Below are 14,964 nucleotides of genomic sequence, written 5' to 3'. Positions count from 1 at the left end.
GTCCCCGGTGGCGGTCAGTCGGGGATCAGGCCGTCCCCGGCGAGCAGCTCCCGGACCTCGTCCAGGGTCGCCTCGGGGGACGGGAGGATGAGCTCGGAGGGTTCGAGGGAGTCGTCGGGCAGGGGCGTGCCCAGTTCCCGGACCCGGTCCAGGAGGGCGCTCAGGGTGCGGCGGAAGCCGGGGCCGTCGCCCTGTTCCATCTCGGCGAGCAGGTCGTCGTCCAGCTTGTTCAGCTCGGCGAAGTGGCTGTCGGCCAGCTCCACCTGCCCCTCCCCCATGATCCTGACGATCATGTCGCCCTCCTCGGCGTGGGCCCCTACTGCTTGTCGAACCTCGGGGTGTCCTGCGGCTGCTGCCGGCCCTGCTGCTGTCCCTGGCCGCCCTCGATGGCCTGCTGGCCACCCGTCGTGCCGCCGGCCAGCTCCGCCTTCATGCGCTGCAGTTCCAGCTCTACATCCGTACCACCGGAGAGCCGGTCCAGCTCGGCCTGGATGTCGTCCTTCGCCATGCCGGAGGGGTCGTCGAGGGCGCCGGAGGCGAGCAGTTCGTCGATGGCGCCGGCGCGGGCCTGGAGCTGGGCCGTCTTGTCCTCGGCGCGCTGGATGGCCAGGCCGACGTCGCCCATCTCCTCGGAGATACCGGTGAAGGCCTCGCCGATGCGGGTCTGTGCCTGGGCCGCGGTGTAGGTCGCCTTGATCGTCTCCTTCTTCGTACGGAAGGCGTCGACCTTGGCCTGGAGGCGCTGGGCCGCGAGGGTGAGCTTCTCCTCCTCGCCCTGGAGCGTCGCGTGCTGGGTCTCCAGGTCGGTGACCTGCTGCTGGAGGGCGGCGCGGCGGGACAGCGCCTCGCGGGCCAGGTCCTCGCGGCCCAGCGCGAGCGCCTTGCGGCCCTGGTCCTCCAGCTTGGAGGACTGCTGCTGCAGCTGGTTGAGCTGGAGTTCCAGACGCTTGCGGGACGTGGCGACGTCCGCGACACCGCGGCGCACCTTCTGGAGCAGCTCCAGCTGCTTCTGGTACGAGTAATCGAGGGTCTCGCGCGGGTCCTCGGCCCGGTCAAGGGCCTTGTTCGCCTTCGCGCGGAAGATCATCCCCATACGCTTCATGACACCGCTCATGGGCTTCGCGCGCCCCCTTCTGACCGACTCCGGCTCCAGCTCTGCGACAGAACCCACAGTACGGGCCCTGCATCCATTACCGCACTGTTCGGGGACGGATGCGCTCATCCCCAAGGACGACTGGGGACGGTCCCGCTCCGGCGTAGGGAGTAGGTGGTCCCCCGGTACGCCCTCGAGTGCCCACCAGGGGTCCGGGGCGTACGCATCGTCCCCTCTGTCCCCCTACAGACGACTGGTGTTGCCGGATCGTTCCCCGCGGGGCTGGGGTCCAACCCCGGGCACCCCGTACCCTTGGGTTTTGTGTTCCGTAGCCGTGCCAAGGAAGAGAAGGCCACCGTCGCCGACAACGCGCAGGTGAACCTCTCCAAGCAGCCCCGTGACCCGCAGGCCCCCAAGGGCCGCCCCACGCCCAAGCGCAGCGCCGCCCAGTCGCAGCGCCGCAGCGTGGCCAATACGCCGACGACGCGCAAGGAGGCCGCCAAGCGTCAGCGCGAGGAGCGGCGGGCCGCCCTGGAGCGGCAGCGTCAGGCGCTGGCGGGCGGTGACGAGCGGTATCTGCCGGCCCGCGACAAGGGCCCGATCCGCCGGTTCGCGCGCGACTTCGTCGACTCGCGGTTCAACATCGCGGAGTTCTTCCTGCCGATGGCCGTCGTCATCCTGGTGCTGAGCATGATCCGGGTGCCGGCGCTGCAGAACATCGCGCTGCTGCTGTGGCTCGTGGTGATCGTCCTGATCGTGCTGGACTCGATCGTCACCGGTGTCCGGCTGAAGAAGCGGCTGAACGAGCGCTTCCCCGACGACAACAAGCGCGGCGCCGTCGCCTACGCGCTGATGCGCTCCCTCCAGATGCGCCGACTCCGGCTGCCCAAGCCGCAGGTCAAGCGCGGGGAGCGGCCCTGAGCGCTGCGTCGTTCTCCGGGAGCGCGGCCGACGCCCGGCTCGGTGAGGCGGGCGGTCTGCGCGAAGTCGTACGACAGGAGCTGGTGACCCGGCAGCTCGAGGAGCAGATAGCCGGGCGGTTCCCGGTCGGGCAGCGGCTGCGGGTGCTCGACGTGGGGATGGGCCGGGGCACCCAGGCGCTGCGGCTGGCCCGGGCCGGGCACCAGGTCACCGGCCTGGAGCAGGACCCGGCGATGGTCTGCGCGGCGCGTGAGGCGCTGTCCGGCGAGCCCGAGGGCATCCGGGAGCGGATGCGGATCATCGAGGGGGACGGCCGGGAGACCGGTGTGCACTTCCTGCCGGGCAGCTTCGACGTGGTGCTCTGTCACGGGGTGCTGATGTACGTCGAGGAGCCCGATCCGCTGCTGGCGGGGCTGGCCCGGGTGCTCGCGCCGGGCGGACTGCTGTCGCTGCTGGTGCGCAACGGGGACGCGCTGGCGATGCGGCCGGGGCTGTCCGGCGACTGGGCGGGGGCGCTGGCCGCCTTCGACACCACCACCTACCTGCCCCACGCCCGGACGGACTCGGCCACCGGTACCCCGGTGCGCCCCGGGGCCGAAGCACGGGCCGACCGGCTGAGCGCGCTGACCTCCACCCTGGCCGGGATCGGGGCACCGCTGCGCGCCTGGTACGGGGTGCGGGTCTTCACGGACACGGTCGCGGACGGCACGCAGCCGCCCGCCGATCCGCGGGCGCTGCTGGCGGCGGAGGAGCGGGCCGGGCGGACGGACCCGTACCGGGGCGTCGCGGCGCTGCTGCACCTGTGCGGGGTGCGCGGCTAGGGGACACCCCCTGGCGGTCTCCCGTTCGGGTGAGCACCGGGGGCCGGGCGGACGCGCCGCCACCACACTCGGGGCATGGACGCTTCCCGTGGGCCCCTGCTGCGCCGTGCCGTTCTCTGCCTCCTGCCGTTCGTCCTGCTCGCGGGCTGCTCGCTCCCCGGGTCCTCGTCGTCCTCGTCGTCCTCGTCCTCGCAGTCCTCGTCGCCTTCCGCCGGGAAGGACCTGCCGGGCACGGCCCAGGCGGCCGTGCCCGGGGCGGCCGATCTGGAGAGCGGCTACCGGAAGGTGATCCGGGACGTCCTGCCGTCGGTGGTGCAGATCCAGGCCGGCGACGAACTCGGCTCGGGAGTCGTCTACGACGGGAAGGGTCACATCGTCACCAACGCGCACGTCGTCGGCGACGGGAAGACCTTCCAGGTGACCACCGCCGGCAGCGAGACCCCCCTCACCGCCGAGCTCGTGTACTCGTACCCCCAGCAGGACCTCGCCGTCGTCAGGCTGGAGCGGGTGCCGGACGGGCTGAAGGCCGCCAGGTTCGGGGACTCCGCCGAGGTCGAGGTGGGGCAGATCGTGCTGGCCATGGGGTCGCCGCTCGGACTGGCGTCGAGCGTGACGCAGGGCATCGTCTCGGCGACCGGGCGGACCGTCACCGAGGGCGGCACCGGCGGGGGCACGGGCGCCACCCTCGCCAACATGGTGCAGACGTCCGCGGCGATCAACCCCGGCAACAGCGGGGGCGCCCTGGTCGACCTCCGCGGCGAGGTCGTCGGCATCCCGACGCTCGCCGCCGCCGACCCGCGCGTCGGGAACGGCGCGGTCGCCGGCATCGGGTTCGCCATCCCGGCGTCGACGGTGAAGACCGTCGCCGGCCAGATCGTCGAGCAGGGCCGGGTCACCCACTCGGGGCGGGCGGCCCTCGGCATCACCGGCCGTACGCTCGTCGACGCGGACTACCAGGCCGTCGGGGTCGCGGTCGTGGAGGTCCAGCGCGACGGGGCGGCCGACGAGGCGGGCATCCAGCCCGGGGACGTCATCACCGGTCTGGGTGACACGGACGTCACCACCATCACCTCACTCGCCGAGGCGCTGGCCGCGCGGCAGCCGGGCGACCGGACGACGGTGACGTTCCGGCGGGGCGGCGCGGAGCGGACGGCGGACGTCACGCTCGGCGAGCAGTGAGCGGGCGGGGCGGCCGGGTGGTGCGTGCCGCCCCGCGGTGCCTACGACGCCGCTTCCTCCGCGTGCAGGCTCATCGGGCCGTAGATCTCCGTGCCGTCCTCGAACAGCCGTACCTGGTCCGCGCCTCCTTCGAGCAGGTCCTTCCAGTGCTCGCCGATCCACGACTCGGCGTCCCCCTGCGTGGTGAACTCCTCGGGCTGCACCGCGGGCTGGACCTCCGTCCCGTCGGCCTTCTCGAACCGCCACGTCCATGCCGCCATGTACGCCTCCCAGCTGTCAGCACAAGCAGAGCGCGGGCCGGATCTTGGTCCGGCTCCTGTCCCGAGCCTAGGCCCTCTCGTCAACCTCCCGCCCGCCCCACGACGCCATGCACGCACTCTCGCCGTAGGGCCCGCCCTCCGGGCGGACGACGGAAGTTTGACGAGAGAGCCTGGCCGGGCGCGCACGACCTGCGGCGGCACGCGAAAATCGGGTCCGTGGAACTGACTCTGCTCGGCACCGGTGCCCCCGCGGGACTGCCCCGCCCGGACTGTCCCTGCGCGACCTGCGCGACCGCGCTCGGACCGGACGCGCGGGCGGCCACCGCGCTGCTCGTGGACGGGGCGCTGCTGCTGGACCTGACGCCGGGCGCGGCGTTCGCGGCGGCGCGGGCGGGCCGGTCGCTGGGCGGCGTACGGCGGGTGCTGCTGTCGCATCCGCACGACGGGCCCGCCGTCGAGGTGCCGGCCGGGCTGCCGCAGCCCGAGCGGGTGCCGGACGGGCGGGAGCAGGCGCTGCCGACCGGGCACCGGGTGCGGGCTGTGGCGATGGACGCGCCGGGCACCGGGTACGCGGTGACCGGGCCGGACGGGCACCGGCTGCTGTATCTGCCGCCGGGGGGCGCGCCGGCCGGGCTGGAGGAGGGCACCCCGCACGCGGAGCCGTACCACATGGTGCTGGCGGACGTGGTGGGTCGGCCGGACGCGCTGGCGCGGCTGCGGGCGGTCGGGGCCGTCGCGCCGACGACGGATGTCGTCGCCGTGCACATCGATCACGACGTGCCGCCGGGCGCCGAGCTGCGGCGGCGGCTGGCGGCGGCCGGGGCGACGGTGGTGCCGGACGGCACGACGCTGGTGGTGGGGGCGTACGAGGACGCGCCGCACGTGCCGCGGCGGACGCTGGTGCTGGGCGGGGCGCGGTCCGGGAAGTCGGTGGAGGCGGAGCGGCGGCTGGAGGCGTTCCCGGAGGTGCTGTACGTCGCCACCGGCGGGACGCGGGGCGGGGACACCGAGTGGGCGGCGCGGGTGGCGACGCACCGGGAGCGGCGGCCGGGGTCGTGGCGGACGGTGGAGACGTGCGACCTGGTGCCGCTGCTGAAGGACGAGGGGCCGCCGCTGCTGATCGACTGTCTGTCGCTGTGGCTGACCTACGCGATGGACGCCGTCGGCGCGTGGGACGACGCGGAGTGGGCGAACGGGGGTGAACGGGGGCTGCGGGAGCGGGTGCGGGAGCTGACGGCGGCCGTGCGGGAGACCCGGCGGACGGTGGTCGCCGTGTCGAACGAGGTGGGTTCCGGGATCGTCCCGGCGACGGCGTCGGGGCGGCGGTACCGGGACGAGCTGGGGCGGCTGAACGCGGCGGTCGCCGGGGAGTGCGAGCAGGTGCTGCTGGTGGTGGCGGGGCAGGCGATGGTGCTGCGAGACACCCCCTAGGCCGCGCGGGTGCGGCCGGGTCAGCCCAGGCGGGCGATGACCCGGTACGCGTTGGCGAACGGGGTGTGGCGCAGGAGGGGGGCCAGGGTGTGGTCCGCCGCCGTGGTCGCCGCCGTCAGCGGGGCCGCCGCTCCGGCGAGGACCGCGCGCGTCGCGCGCTGGATGTCCGTCGGCGGGACGGGACGCCAGGGGGCGTCGGGGGACGGCAGCAGCCGGGTGAGGACGAGGGAGGTCGCGGCGGACAGGTCGTCGGGGGAATGGACGCTGTCCGTTTGTACGACCGTGCAGCCCCGGGCCTCCAGTTCCGCGTGGAGGTTGGCCGGCGGGACGAGGTGGAGGTGGTGGGGCTGGGTGTGGTGCAGCCACCATCTGCCCAGGACCTTCGCGAACACGCTCGTCGGGTCGGGGAGTTCGATCAGGATGTGGCCGCCGGGGCGGAGCAGGCCCAGCGCCGCGTGGAGGCCGGCCCGGGGGTCGGGGCCGCGGTCCAGGTGGTGCAGGACGCTGACGACGTCGTAGCGGCCGCGGAGCCGGTCGGTGACGGTCCGGGTCGTCAGGTCGCCGACGTACGCCTCCTCGACGCGTCCCTGCTCGCGGGCCGTCAGGACGTGCGGGGTGGGGTCCAGTCCGTCGAACGCGGTGTACGGGAGGTATTCGCGCGCCACGTCCGGCAGGTCCCCGTCCGCCGTGCCCACGTCGAGCCAGCTCTCCGGTTCCCCGTACGGCAGCATCGCGCGGACGGTGGCGCGCAGCCGGCGCCGGGAGGGCCGGCCGCGGGGGGTTTCCTGCTGGGGGTAGCGGGCGTAGAACGCCAGGCCCTCGGGGGTCAGGCGGGGGTTCTGGAAGACGTGCGCGCAGTCCCGGCACTCGTCGACGCTGAGGGTGCCCGGTCTGTGCTGGAGGAGGTCGGGCGCGGAGAACCGGGTCCGCAGGATGCGGGAGCCGCACCACGGGCAGTCCTCGCGGCGTGGTTCGTGGAACCGGTCGGTGCCGCGGGCGAGTTCGGCGAGGCAGGCGGCGCGGCGCCGGGCGGTCACCTGGGCGGCGGAGGGCGAGGACGGCATCGGTGGCTCCCGGGACGGGCACAAGCACGTACACGAACGCATCCATGCATACCCGTACACATACGCGTACACAGACAAATTGGAACGTATGGGATCGCGATCTTGGGTGCAACGACGTGGTGACCGCGTGGTGACCATGTGGCGCCGTCCGGTTCGACCGGTGCCGGTACTGTTCGGCGAATGAGCTCGCTTAATCTCGACGACTTCACCGATCTGATCGAGCGCCCCGACGGCGGGGTGCGCCGGGACGCCGAGGCGCGCCGGGAGCGTCAGATCGTGCCGCCCGGATCGCTGGGGCGCCTCGACGACCTGGGTGAGTGGCTGGCCGCGGCGCAGGGCGTCGTACCGGTGCGGCCGGTCGAACATCCGCGGGTGGTGCTGTTCGCCGGAGACCACGGCATCGCGGAACTGGGCGTCTCGGCGCGGCCCGCGGGCAGCGCCCACGAGCTGGTGCGCGAGGTGCTGGAGGGCGCCCGTCCGGTGGCGGTGCTGGCCCGGCGGTCCGGGGTGCCGGTGCGGGTCGTGGACATGGCGCTGGACTGCGACCCGGGCACGCTCCCCGAGGACGTCGTACGGCACCGGGTGCGGCGCGGCAGCGGGCGGATCGACGTCGAGGACGCGCTCACCCCGGAGGAGGCGGAGGCCGCCTTCCGGGCCGGGGTGGCGGTGGCCGACGAGGAGGCCGACTCGGGCACGGACCTGGTGGTCCTCGGCGACATCAGCGTGGGCGGCACCACGGCCGCCGGTGTGCTCGTGGCCGCGCTGTGCGGGACGGACGCCTCGGTGGTGACCGGGCGGGGCGGGCTCGCGATCGACGACCTGGCGTGGATGCGCAAGTGCGCGGCGATCCGGGACGCGCTGCGTCGCGCCCGGCCGGTGCTCGGGGACCAGTTGCGGCTGCTGGCGACGGTCGGCGGCGCCGATCTGGCCGCGATGACCGGGTTCCTGCTGCAGAGCGCGGTCCGGAAGATGCCGGTGATCCTGGACGGTGTCGTCGCCGCCGCGTGTGCGCTGGTGGGCCAGCGGATCGCGTTCCGGGCGCCGGACTGGTGGCTGGCCGGGCACGACAGCGGGGAGCCGGGCCAGGCGAAGGCCCTGGACCGGATGGCGCTGGAGCCGCTGCTGAGCCACGGGGTGAAGGTCGGCGAGGGCGCGGGCGGCCTGCTGGCCCTGCCGCTGGTGCGGGCCGCGGCGGCGCTGGCGGCGGAGCTGCCCGAGAAGCCGGCGCCGGAGCCGGACGTGAAGGAACCGTCCGACGTCTGAAGGAACCGTCTGACGTCTGAGCGAGCCAGGTCACGTCGGCCCGGCTGAACTTCTCCCCGTTCGGCGCGGTCTTCCCGGGCGATGAACACGCTCGTCCGCCACGCCCGCGCCGAATGGGGTCCGCTCTCCGCCACCCTGCGCGAAGCCCTGCTCCGACGGCGGGCGCGGGCCGTCCCGCTGACCGTCGCAGCGGTCTGCCTCACCGCCGTACTGCACGACGTGCACGGCCGGTCGTGGGGCTACGGGCTCGTGCAGAACCTCGGGACCGTGCGCGCCGAGGACCCGCTGTGGCTCGCCCTGCTGCGCACCCCGCTCTCCCTCTTCGTCCCGGCCCTGGACCTGCCGGCGTGGGGTGCCCTCGCGCAGATCCTGCTGGTGTTCGGCATCGCGGAGATCTGCCTGGGCCGCCGCCGCACGCTCGCGCTCGCCTACACCGCGACGCTCGCCGGGACGCTGTACGCCCGGCTCGGCGTCGCGCTCGGCCCGCACGTCCCGCTGGGGCTGCCCGCGGCGGACGCGCACGTCGTGGACACCGGGCCGTCGGCGGCCGTGGTGGGGCTCGCGGTGTACGTGGCCTGGCGGTACCGGGCGTATGTCACCGCCGGGGCGGTGATCGTGGCGATGGTGGCCGAGGTGCTGGTGAAGGCGAACCTGGCCGGCAAGGAGCATCTGGCGGCGATCGCGGCGGTGCTGGCGCTGTGCGTGGTGGAGGCGGTGTTTCAGCGGCGGTCCAGCTCGGGGGCGGCCGGTTCGTCGGGCGCGCCGCCGATCCAGTCCTGCACCCGGCGGGCGGGTCCGGTCCAGCGGCGGTCGTGGTGGTACGCGCGCAGCTCGGCGCGGGCGCGGGCGTGCGGGCGGCGGGCGTAGAAGCGGCGGGCCCACAGGGAGCCGGGGCGGGCCAGGCGGAGCGCGCCGATCAGGGCGACGAACGGCACGATCGCGCCGAACAGGGCGGTGGGCAGCTTGCCCTTGATCAGGGCGACGAGGGAGAAGACGAAGTTCCCGACGACGGTGGCGATGACGGTGCCGCGGTCCTGGAGCTCGTCCTGGTCGAGGTCGTTCACGCCGAACGGGGAGAACCCGGAGAGGACCAGGCCGACCACCGCTGCCGTCAGCACCACGACCTCGACGCTCCTGCGGCCCTCCTCGCTCCAGTAGACGTCGTTGAGGTGGAGGATCAGCGCGAACTCGTCGAGCACCAGCCCCGCGCCGATCCCGAAGATCACCGCGCACAGCGCCGGGCCGAGCCCTTCCCGTCCGCTGGCCACCGCCCCGAAACCGCCGATGACGACGAGCACGACCCCGGGCACGACGTGGTGGATGTGGAGCCCGCCCGCCTTCACGTTGCCGAAGGGGCCCTTGCCCGCCCGGATGAGACGGGTGACCAGCCGGGTGATCAGGAAGGTGAGCACGAAGGCGGTAAGGGCGAGCAGCAGGGGGAGTTTGCCCGGTTCGATGATGTTGCGCTCCAGCCACTGCACCATGAGTCCAAGTGTGGCGGGATTCCGCACCGGGCGCCGTCCGGACCGTCGCGTACTCTTCCGGGCGTGTCCTCCCCGATCTTGCCGCTTCCGCCGCTGCACGGCCTCCGCTTCGCCTTCGGCACGCTCACCGTCCTGCCGGTCCGGGTAACCCGCTGGGACCGGGAGGCCGCGCGGGGCGGGATGCTGTGCGCGCCGGTCGCCGGACTGGTCGTCGGGATCCTCGCCGCGGCGGCCGGGGTGGCGCTCCTGCTGCTCGGCGCCGGTCCGCTGCTCGCCGCCGTGGCCTCCGCCGCCGTGCCGGCCGTGCTCACCCGGGGACTGCACCTGGACGGGCTGGCCGACACCGCCGACGGGCTGGGCAGCGGGAAGCCCGCCGAGGACGCGCTGCGGATCATGAAGCAGTCGGACATCGGGCCGTTCGGGGTGATCACCCTGCTCTTCGTGCTGCTGGCCCAGGTGGCCGCCCTCGCCGAGGCCTACGACGGCTCCTGGGCGCGGGGTGCGCTCGCCGCCGTCGTCGCGGGCACCGCCGCCCGGCTGGCGCTCACCCTGGCGGCCCGCGCCGGGGTGCCGGCCGCCCGCCCGGACGGGCTGGGCGCGGCCGTCGCGGGGGTGGTGCCCCGGGGCGGAGCGCTGCTCGTGGGCCTCGGGGTGGCCGGGGCGGCGGCGGGCGCGGGTGTGTTCGCGGGGTCGTACGACCTCGGCCGTGCGGCTCTCGCGGCCGTCGCGGTGGTCCTCGCGGTAGCCGCGGCGGAACTGCTGCTGCGGCACTGTGTCCGCCGGTTCGGCGGGGTGACCGGCGATGTGTTCGGCGGGCTCGCCGAGACGGCGGCGACCACGGCGCTGGTGGTGCTGGCGCTGGGCTGAGGCCGGGGCCGGCCCTCGGGGCTCAGCAGGGCCGCCGCCACACCCCCAGCTCGTACTTCTTCAGCATCGAGCTGAGCCGCAGCCGCCGCGCCTCGGGGCAGAAGTCGCGCGTGGGCAGCTCGTACTCCACGTGGAAGACGGCCTTGTCCGCCTCGATGAACGGGGTGAGGGTGTCGCACTCGTCGTACTGGGCGCACTGCTCGTTGACCGCGAAGTCGAAGTCGCCGACCAGCTCCGGGATCTGGTCCAGGTCGTTCTTCAGGCCGACGGCCATGCCCCGCTCGTGGACGAGCCGGGCGATCAGCCGGTTGTAGCGGAGCTGGTCGTCGGCGGTGAGCGGGAAGCCGGTCCGGTTGCGGTAGCCGTCCATGTTGTCCGGCTCCACCGCGTCGAAGCCCTTCTCGCGGCACATGTCGATCCGGGCCGCCATCAGCGGCTCCAGGACGTCGGTGCGGCGGATGTCGAGCCAGCGCTCCCCCTCCCAGCCGTTGCCCTCGCCCAGCACGGACTCCGGGAACTCGCCGGCGTCCGGGCGGAAGTCCTCCCAGGCGCCGGTGGACAGGTAGCAGATGACCTTGCGGCCCCGGTCGTGCAGATCGGCGACGGCGTCCGCGTCGTGGTCGAAGCCGTCGATGTCGTACACCGGCACGTCGACCGCCGGGTCGAGACGGCCGCTGAGCTGCCACTGCCAGGGGGTGCCGGGGCGCGGCTGCCAGCGCTGCCCGGACGGCCCGTCCGGACGCGCGGGACGGTCCGGCCGGTCCTCGGGGGCTGACGTACAGCCCGCGAGCAGCAGCAGAAGCAGGGCGAGCAGAGGGATCGGGCGTCTCACCGGGCGGGCTCCAGGGTGTGCGGCAACGTACCCCAGGGATGATCTCCCGTGCCGGGCACCGCGCAGTACACGGTCGCCCCCAGCTCCCGGGCCGGGCCCTCGACATCGGCGCCCGGCGGGACCCCGTGGACGAGGTGGCACTGCCGCGCGCCCGTGCCCGGCCAGGGGCGCGGGGGCCGGGCGCGGTACGTCGCCCAGTCCCCCTCGAACGTGACGACGAGGTCGGCGATCCGGGCGTAGCAGGGGTGCGGCTCGGTGCCGTGGTTCAGGGCGACGGTGACACAGTCCGCCGCCCGGGCGGCGGAGGCCAGGCGGCGGTAGTGGGCGAACTCGCCGGGGCCCGCCGCGGCCTGGTCGAGGAAGACGCCGTCCGTGCCGTACCAGGCGCGGTGCCGTTCGATCTCGCGGACCACGTCGGCGTACGGGCGGCGGCCGTAGTCGGTGTCGGTGTACCCGAGCACCCGCACTCCCCCGGACGGCCCCCTTGCGGCCCGCAGCCGGGCGGCGACCTCGGCGAACGCCGGGTCGGGGGCGTCGCCGGGGCCGCTGGCCGGGTTGAGGACCACGCCGTGGAGGCGGGGCGCGGCCGCGACGACGGCGTCCCACTCGGCGGGGCGGACGGACGGGTGCTCGTAGTACGGGACCAGCAGGGTGCTCATCGGTGGGCGGTCGCCCTCCCCAGCAGGCCGCACACCAGGGCCGCCAGTACGGCTGCGGCGACGCCGTGGACGGTCACGCCGACCCGGTGCGGATCGCCCGTGTGGGTCGTCAGCGCGAGGGTCTGGGCGAGGGCGGCCGTGCAGCACACCGCCGCCGCGCCGTGGATCGCGCCGAACGACTGGAGCAGCAGGCCGGTCCAGAGCACCACCCCGAGCAGTAGGAGTCCCGTCAGGCGGACGCCGGTGACGGCCGGGGACCCCGGCCACAGGGCGGCGGCCGCCAGGGCGAGGGCGGACAGGGCCGCCAGGTAGCCGGCCAGGCAGCGGACGACGGTCAGGGCGGTGGTGCGCCGGAACGCGCGGGGCGTGCTGGTGGAGCGCAGCCCGGCGAGGCTGCCGCTGCGGAAGCGGTACAGCAGCCATTCGGCGGGCCCCGTGCTGAGGGTGAGCGCCACCGCTGCGGGTGCGGCGACCACGCTGTGCGCCTGCCCGGCGAGCACGTCGCCGAGGGCCGCGTACAGCACGAGGACACCGCTGCCGAGGCCGAACAGCGCGTACGGCAGCGAGGCGGCGAGCCGGGGCCCGCCCGGCCGGTGCGCGACGGGGCCGAACGACCCGAACGGCAGCAGCGCCGTCAGGCCCGCCGTCCAGCTGCCCTCCCCCAGCTGCCGCAGCGCGGGCGCCACCTCGAGCAGGGCGAGCGCGGCGACCACGGCCGGCGAGCCGAGCAGCAGGGTGAGCCGGGTCGCCTCGGGCACCTCGGTGACCAGGGCCGCCACCGCCCCGGCCGCCATCGGCAGCAGGGCGACGAGCAGTGCCTTCTCCCGGCCCAGGACCAGCAGGACGGTGGCCGCGCCGAGATAGCAGGACTGGCCGGCGGCGAAGGCGACGGCGGCAGGCTCGGCGGTGCCGGCGACGGCGAGCGCGGTCAGGGAGCAGAGCAGGGCGCCGAGGGGCGCGCCGACGAGGAGGCAGCGGCGGGCGGCCGAGCCGTCGCCGAGGCCGAGCCAGGAGTAGGCGCGGTGGGCGAGGCCCTGGTTCCAGGTCCAGCCGGTGAGGGCGCCCGCGAGCAGCGGGACCGTGCCGACGGGGAGGCCGAAGTCGCCCTCCGGGCCGGCGAGGAGGGGGCCGCCGAGGACGTAGGCGAGGCCCGGCAGGGCGAACACCACGCCGCGCAGCAGACAGCCCAGCAGACCGGCCTGCCAGGGGTCGTGGACGGGCCCGTCGGGTTCGGGGTGGCGGCGGGGGACGCGCGCGTACAGCTCCTCGGCGAGGGCGAAGGAGTCCTTCACCCCGTACTGCTCGCGTATCCGGTCGTCGGAGAGGCCGTCGGACTCCAGCAGCGCGGCGATCTCGTCCGGGTGGACGGCGGCGCCTATGAAGTCGTGCAGGTTCTCGGCGAGTTCGTCGATGGGATCGGGCCCGGCCCAGTGGGGGACGCGCTGCCTGGGGGCGCGCTGCCGCGGGACGGCGGGCACGCTGCCGGGGTGGGCGCCCGGGGGCGGCCGGACGTCTCCGCTCACCAGTCCGTCCCGTCCGTCGCCACGGCCGCGTACCAGGGGTCGCGCAGTTCGAGGGTCCAGTCGGCGACCGTCTCGACGGTCGGCTCGTACACCTCGGGGGCGCCCGCCAGTTCGTGGTAGATCGTGCGGAAGTTGTCCACGGAGCGGCGCAGGGTGAACCGGTCGACGACCCGCTGACGGCTCAACTCGCCCAGTGCGCGGCGGCGTTCGTCGTCGCGGAGCAGGGTGAGCGCGGCGGCGGCCATCTTCTCCGGCTCGCGCGGCGGGACCACCAGGCCGGTGTCGCCGACGGCCTCGCGCACTCCGCCGACGTCCGTCGACACCGTCGTACGGCCGCAGGACATGGCCTCGATGATGGAGAACGGGAAGCCCTCGGAGATGGAGGACAGCATCACCACGTGGCCGGCCGCGTAGGCGCGCCAGACCTCGCTGACGCGGCCCTCGAAGGTGAGGCCGTCGGTGACGCCGAGTTCGGCGGCGAGCTTCTCCAGCTTCGTCCGGTAGGCCTCGCCGCCGGGCGGGACCGGGCCGAACAGGCGCAGCCGGGTCTGCGGGATCTCGGCGCGGACCAGGGCGTAGGCGCGGATCAGGGTCTCCAGGTCCTTGATGGGGTCGACGCGGCCGCACCAGGTGAGGGTGGGGGTCTCGGGTTCCGGGCCGGCGTGCGGGAAGGCGGCCGGGTCGACGCCGTTGTAGACGGTGCGGATGCGGTGGGCGGCGGCGCCGCCGCGCTCCTCCCAGCGGCGGTTGTACTGGTTGCACGGCGTGATCAGGTCGGCCGAGCGGTAGCCGTGTGAGATGAGTTCACGGTAGAAGCCGAGCATGAACGCCTTCACCGGCCAGCGCTGGGCCTCGCGGCGATAGCCGAGATAGCGCTCGCGCAGATAGATGCCGTGCTCCGTGAGGAGGAACGGCACACCGTCCAGGGCGCGGGCGGCGAGTGCGGGCAGCGTGGCGAGGCCGCTGCCCGTCGCGTGCGCCACGGAGTCCTCCGGTATCCGCGTCCCCAGCGGGCGCAGGGCGTGTTCCAGCAGGTCGGTGGCGGTCAACGCGTCGTGCACGGTGGGTCCGGCGGCCGCGGTCGGCAGATGCGGCATCGTCCATATCCACATCAGCGAGCGCAGCGCCGCCTCCGTGCGCAGCGCCGCCGCCAGCCGGCCGTCGCGGGCGAGGACGGCCAGCTCGGTCAGCGCCTCGCCGAAGTCGCAGGGCGACTCGGGGTCCAGGAACGACATCAGCAGCCGCTCGTAGGCGTCGACGAAGCGGCGGCGGGCCCTGCCGTACGGCGCCCGCCGGTGTCCCGGGCGCGGGCCCCAGGTCGGCACCGAGGTGTGCCGGCAGACGTTGGGCGGCAGGTCCCAGGTGACCGGTTCACGGCCGCTGCCGGTGAGCGAGACGATGTGGAAGTCGACCTCCGGCATGCCCTTGACGAGTTGGTCGCACCAGGTGCTGACGCCGCCGTGGACGTGCGGGTAGGTGCCTTCGGTGAGCATGGTGACGTGCAATGCCGCGCGCCTTCCCCCTGTTTGCGGACTCCGTGCGGGGAACTGCTGCCTCGTCGCCCGGG

At 74.5% G+C, this 14,964-nt stretch carries 15 protein-coding genes and 1 pseudogene; 7 read left to right on the top strand and 9 right to left on the bottom strand.

From position 1 onward, the window contains the following. Positions 1 to 14: 14 nt before the first annotated feature. Positions 15 to 293 (bottom strand): PspA-associated protein PspAA, encoded by a 279-nt coding sequence (gene pspAA / locus ACSU6L_RS27310; RefSeq protein WP_437060959.1) that lies wholly within the window; start codon positions 291 to 293, stop codon positions 15 to 17. A 23-nt stretch (positions 294 to 316) separates the two neighbouring features. Continuing rightward, the gene (locus ACSU6L_RS27305; protein ID WP_437065080.1) at positions 317 to 1,093 is read right to left on the bottom strand and encodes a PspA/IM30 family protein; all 777 of its coding nucleotides are present in this window, start codon (positions 1,091 to 1,093) and stop codon (positions 317 to 319) included. Between the two features lie 282 nt (positions 1,094 to 1,375). Here ACSU6L_RS27305 and ACSU6L_RS27300 point away from each other — a divergent pair, with 282 nt between their 5' ends. From ACSU6L_RS27300 to ACSU6L_RS27290, 3 genes are all read left to right on the top strand, one after another. Continuing rightward, positions 1,376 to 2,014 carry a DUF3043 domain-containing protein gene (locus ACSU6L_RS27300; protein ID WP_198948574.1) on the top strand — a complete coding sequence of 213 codons (639 nt, stop codon included), beginning with the start codon at positions 1,376 to 1,378 and terminating at the stop codon, positions 2,012 to 2,014. 83 nt (positions 2,015 to 2,097) lie between these two features. After that, positions 2,098 to 2,835: a class I SAM-dependent methyltransferase gene (locus ACSU6L_RS27295; protein WP_437060957.1), complete on the top strand. Its 738-nt coding sequence runs from the start codon at positions 2,098 to 2,100 to the stop codon at positions 2,833 to 2,835. Between the two features lie 75 nt (positions 2,836 to 2,910). Continuing rightward, positions 2,911 to 4,014, top strand: coding sequence for a S1C family serine protease (locus tag ACSU6L_RS27290; RefSeq protein WP_437060955.1), 1,104 nt, complete (start codon positions 2,911 to 2,913; stop codon positions 4,012 to 4,014). 41 nt (positions 4,015 to 4,055) lie between these two features. Here ACSU6L_RS27290 and ACSU6L_RS27285 read toward each other — a convergent pair whose 3' ends face one another. Further along, positions 4,056 to 4,274, bottom strand: a complete 219-nt coding sequence (locus ACSU6L_RS27285; RefSeq protein ID WP_073942940.1) for a hypothetical protein — start codon at positions 4,272 to 4,274, stop codon at positions 4,056 to 4,058. A 216-nt stretch (positions 4,275 to 4,490) separates the two neighbouring features. On the opposite strand from ACSU6L_RS27285, the gene ACSU6L_RS27280 reads away from it, so the two are divergent. Continuing rightward, entirely contained in the window at positions 4,491 to 5,705 is a 1,215-nt protein-coding gene (locus tag ACSU6L_RS27280; protein WP_437060953.1) for a bifunctional adenosylcobinamide kinase/adenosylcobinamide-phosphate guanylyltransferase, read from the top strand. Positions 5,706 to 5,725: 20 nt separating this feature from the next. Here the strand turns inward: ACSU6L_RS27280 and ACSU6L_RS27275 are convergent, their stop codons facing one another. Continuing rightward, on the bottom strand, positions 5,726 to 6,769 hold the full coding sequence (locus tag ACSU6L_RS27275) for a class I SAM-dependent methyltransferase (RefSeq protein WP_437060951.1): 1,044 nt from the start codon (positions 6,767 to 6,769) through the stop codon (positions 5,726 to 5,728). Between the two features lie 180 nt (positions 6,770 to 6,949). Here ACSU6L_RS27275 and cobT point away from each other — a divergent pair, with 180 nt between their 5' ends. Together cobT and ACSU6L_RS27265 are read left to right on the top strand one after the other, a co-directional pair. Then, on the top strand, positions 6,950 to 8,032 hold the full coding sequence (gene cobT / locus ACSU6L_RS27270; RefSeq protein ID WP_437060949.1) for a nicotinate-nucleotide--dimethylbenzimidazole phosphoribosyltransferase: 1,083 nt from the start codon (positions 6,950 to 6,952) through the stop codon (positions 8,030 to 8,032). A gap of 81 nt (positions 8,033 to 8,113) precedes the next feature. Further along, a pseudogene (locus ACSU6L_RS27265) lies at positions 8,114 to 8,809 on the top strand (hypothetical protein); the annotation flags it as partial. Here the strand turns inward: ACSU6L_RS27265 and ACSU6L_RS27260 are convergent. Beyond that, entirely contained in the window at positions 8,752 to 9,516 is a 765-nt protein-coding gene (locus ACSU6L_RS27260) for a hypothetical protein (RefSeq protein WP_437060947.1), read from the bottom strand. The pseudogene ACSU6L_RS27265 and the gene ACSU6L_RS27260 overlap by 58 nt on opposite strands. 63 nt (positions 9,517 to 9,579) lie before the next feature. Between ACSU6L_RS27260 and ACSU6L_RS27255 the strand changes: the two genes are divergently transcribed. Next, entirely contained in the window at positions 9,580 to 10,383 is an 804-nt protein-coding gene (locus ACSU6L_RS27255) for an adenosylcobinamide-GDP ribazoletransferase (RefSeq protein ID WP_437060945.1), read from the top strand. A 22-nt stretch (positions 10,384 to 10,405) separates the two neighbouring features. Here ACSU6L_RS27255 and ACSU6L_RS27250 read toward each other — a convergent pair whose 3' ends face one another. The 4 genes from ACSU6L_RS27250 to pelF are packed head-to-tail and all read right to left on the bottom strand — an operon-like array spanning position 10,406 to position 14,890. Further along, the gene (locus ACSU6L_RS27250; RefSeq protein ID WP_437060943.1) at positions 10,406 to 11,215 is read right to left on the bottom strand and encodes an endo alpha-1,4 polygalactosaminidase; all 810 of its coding nucleotides are present in this window, start codon (positions 11,213 to 11,215) and stop codon (positions 10,406 to 10,408) included. Continuing rightward, positions 11,212 to 11,874 carry a spherulation-specific family 4 protein gene (locus tag ACSU6L_RS27245; RefSeq protein WP_437060941.1) on the bottom strand — a complete coding sequence of 221 codons (663 nt, stop codon included), beginning with the start codon at positions 11,872 to 11,874 and terminating at the stop codon, positions 11,212 to 11,214. The genes ACSU6L_RS27250 and ACSU6L_RS27245 overlap by 4 nt, the downstream gene beginning before the upstream one ends. Next, a complete protein-coding gene (locus ACSU6L_RS27240; protein WP_437060939.1) occupies positions 11,871 to 13,397 on the bottom strand; it encodes a hypothetical protein in 1,527 nt (508 codons plus the stop codon). The genes ACSU6L_RS27245 and ACSU6L_RS27240 overlap by 4 nt, the downstream gene beginning before the upstream one ends. Then, positions 13,394 to 14,890, bottom strand: a complete 1,497-nt coding sequence (pelF, locus tag ACSU6L_RS27235; RefSeq protein WP_437065078.1) for a GT4 family glycosyltransferase PelF — start codon at positions 14,888 to 14,890, stop codon at positions 13,394 to 13,396. Before pelF ends, ACSU6L_RS27240 begins: the two co-directional genes overlap by 4 nt. Positions 14,891 to 14,964: the final 74 nt, after the last annotated feature.

Origin of the sequence: Streptomyces sp. enrichment culture, assembly GCF_964272855.1 — a bacterium.
Lineage (GTDB): Bacteria > Actinomycetota > Actinomycetes > Streptomycetales > Streptomycetaceae > Streptomyces.
This window is presented reverse-complemented; position numbering and strand designations above follow the sequence as displayed.